The organism is Accumulibacter sp. (assembly GCF_032229525.1).
Lineage (GTDB): Bacteria > Pseudomonadota > Gammaproteobacteria > Burkholderiales > Rhodocyclaceae > Accumulibacter.
Window position 1 is genome coordinate 1 of the sequence record NZ_JAVTWB010000036.1, and the last position, 3,049, is coordinate 3,049.

The 3,049-nt window shown below is 68.6% G+C and carries 2 protein-coding genes and 1 pseudogene; all 3 read left to right on the forward strand.

Features of this window, described 5'->3' with window-relative positions; genetic code table 11:
- Window positions 1–1,013 (forward strand): annotated as a pseudogene (locus tag RUW20_RS02545) (hypothetical protein); the annotation flags it as partial.
- Between the two features lie 26 nt (window positions 1,014–1,039).
- The gene (locus RUW20_RS02550) at window positions 1,040–2,158 is read left to right on the forward strand and encodes a DNA repair exonuclease (protein ID WP_313950628.1); all 1,119 of its coding nucleotides are present in this window, start codon (window positions 1,040–1,042) and stop codon (window positions 2,156–2,158) included.
- A partial coding sequence (locus RUW20_RS02555; RefSeq protein ID WP_313950629.1) for an AAA family ATPase occupies window positions 2,155–3,049 on the forward strand: 895 nt, incomplete at its 3' end. The genes RUW20_RS02550 and RUW20_RS02555, both read left to right, overlap by 4 nt.

Genomic DNA, 3,049 nt, shown 5'->3' on the forward strand with positions numbered 1-3,049 from the left:
GTGGCACGGTACATCTTCGCTGTCGCGAACTGTCTGGCGATCAGGCGGTGATCGACGTCAGTGGTCGCAAACCGCCAGCACCCTGGGGCGAGTTGCCGGCCGCCGACGGGCAAGCGGGTCAGGACGGCGCCGCGGGAGTCGCTGGCGACGTTCGCATCGTCTGCCAGCGCCTGCTTTCGCCGCCACGGCTGCTGGCTTGCGGTTCGCCAGGCGGCGACAGCCAGGGTGGCGGCAAGGGCCTGCAGCCGGCGGCCCCGGCCGCCGCCGGTGACGGTGCGTTCAACAGCGGTAAGACGGGCGGCCGCTACGGTGGCCGCGTGCTGAAGAGAGTCGGCTGGTCCTATTTCCTTTCGGTCGCCTACGGCGAGCACGGTCACGAGGGTGCAATGGGCGGCGAAGGCTTGCCGCCTGGCCAGCCCGGTCGTGGTGGCGATGGCGGCAGCATCGAGGTGGCCTGCGGTGAGCCATTGCCAGCGTCGGTCGATACCTGCGTCGACCCCGGCGCGCCAGGTGTCTGTGGCGCCGCTGGCAAGGGCGGAAAAGGCGGCGATGGTGGCCTCGGCGGCTTGAATCGCCTCTATCGCTATCAGTGGTTCAAGAAGACTTTCGACCTGCCCATGAACGCGAAAAACGCCGAGGTGAAGGCGGCACTCAAGGCCTTCAAACTGTCATCGCGTGCGGCCTCGGGCCGCCCCGGCCCTGTCGGCAGCGACAGCACCGTCCAGTTAACGGCGGCCTCCGGCACGCCGGGCGTGGTGCGCTGTCAGTCAGGTCAAACGGTGGATCTGGCGCCCGATTTTGACGCCGATTTCCTCAGCCATGCCACGACGTGGGCGGAGCAGGCCCTGGACTGCGCCGAGGCCGGCGCGGCAGAGGCGATCGCTCGCTGGGCACTGTCGCTGTTGGACGCCGGCGCCGCGGCGGCCGATGCGCCAGCCCTGCGGCAGGCGCTGGAGGCGCTGCTGGCGAGGGTCCAGCCGTCGCCCGCGGACGCCATCGTGGTCCAGGCCTGACGCGCCGCACGCCCAGGGACAGTCAATTGCTCAAACTATTGCACACCGCCGATTGGCAGATCGGCAAGCTCTTCGGCCAATTCGAGCCCGACGAAGCGGCCTTGCTCGCTGATGCGCGCTTCAAGGCGGTTGAGCGACTGGCGAAACTGGCCAGCGAGCAGGATCTCGATCTGGTGCTGGTGGCCGGCGACGTTTTCGACGCCCAGGGTGTCGCCGACCGCACCATCCACCGCCTGTTCAACGCCATGGCGGGCTTTTCCGGGCGCTGGGTCATGCTGCCGGGAAACCACGACGCCGCGCTCTCCGAATCGGTGTGGACCCGTGCCGCACGCCTGAACGTGATCCCCGGCAATGTCTCGCTCTGCGTCACGCCCGAGCCTTTGATCCTCGACGCGCTCGGCGTCGCCCTCCTGCCGGCGCCGCTGACCCAGCGCAACACCTTCACCGATCTGACCGAATGGTTCGCCGCCGCCGAGACGCCGGCCGAGATGCTGCGCATCGGCCTGGCGCATGGCAGCGTGCAGGGCATTCTCGCCGAGGCGATCGATTCCGCCAACCCGATCGCCGCCGGCCGCGCCGAACAGGCCGGCCTGGACTATCTCGCGCTTGGTGACTGGCATGGCACCCGGCAGGTGGACGCCCGCACGTGGTACAGCGGCACGCCCGAAACAGATCGCTTCCGGGCGAACGACTCCGGGCAGGCGCTGCGCGTCGAATTGAGCGGGCCGGGCGCGCTACCCTTGGTGACGCCGGTCCGTACCGGCCACTACCGCTGGCAGTCGGACGCCCTGACGCTGCGCGTCGCCAGCGATATCGATCAGGCCCTGCAGCATCTTTCCGCCTTTGCCGCCGCCGACGTGGTGCAGTTGAGCGTTTCGGGGCAGACCGATCTGGCCGGGCAGCGGCGTCTGCAGCAGGCGATCGGACAAGCGCAGGGGCGGGTGCACAGTTTGCTGGCCGATCTTTCGGCGCTGCGCCTCGAGCCTACGGCCGAGGATATCGACGCCCTGCATGCCGATGGCTATCTCGGCGAGGTCATCGCCGACCTGCGTGCGGAGCAGCAAGGCCCCGATGCGGAGGTCGCCCGTGACGCGCTCACCCTGCTCGCCGGCTTTCTCGACGATCGGCGGGGAGGCGCCGCGTGAAGCTGACGCGCATTCGCCTCGAACAGTTCAGGCAGTTCCGGCAGCCGCTGGAGATCGGCGATCTCGATCCCGGCATCAACCTGTTCACCGGCCCGAACGAAAGCGGCAAGAGCACCATCGTCGCCGCCATTCGCGCCGCCTTCTTCGAGCGCCATCGTTCCGGCAGTGTTGATGACTTTCGCCCCTGGGGCGATTCGTCGGCGTCGCCGACAGTCGAACTGGAGTTCACCTTCGGCGGCGAGAACTACCGGCTCGGCAAGAGCTTCCTCGGCAAGAAGCGCTGCGAATTGCAGGCCGGCAGCCGACGGCTGGACGGCGCCGACGCCGAAGATTATCTCGCCCAGCTCCTGGGATTCCAGCACGCGGCCAAGGGTGCCAGCAAGTCCGAGCACTGGGGCATCCCCGGTCTGCTGTGGATCCAGCAGGGTGGCGCGCAGGAGGTCAGGGAAGCGGTGGGCCATGCCACCGACCACCTGCGCACGGCCCTCAACGAGTCGCTCGGCGAGGTCGCCAGCAGCGGTGGCGATGAGGTGATGGCCACCGTCGAGGCGGCGCGCAACGATCTGCTCACCCCGGCTACCGGATCGCCGCGCGGCCAGTTCGCCGAAGCGCTCAAGCGGGAAGCCGCGCTGGCGACCCTGGTCGGCGACGCCGACGCCGGCATCGCCGCCTACCGCCAGAAGGTCGACAGCTTCGGATCGTTGCGCCGCGAACACGCTGTCGATGAAGCCGAGCAGCCGTGGCTGCGCTTTCGCCAGGAGCACAAGGCGGCCAGCGACAAGCTGGAAGCGATCCAGCGCATCGAAGCAACACACACCGCCGAAAAGCTGCGCGCAAGCCAGGTCGAAGAGTCGATCAAACTGCGGCGCGGCCAACTCGAAGTCTTCGCTG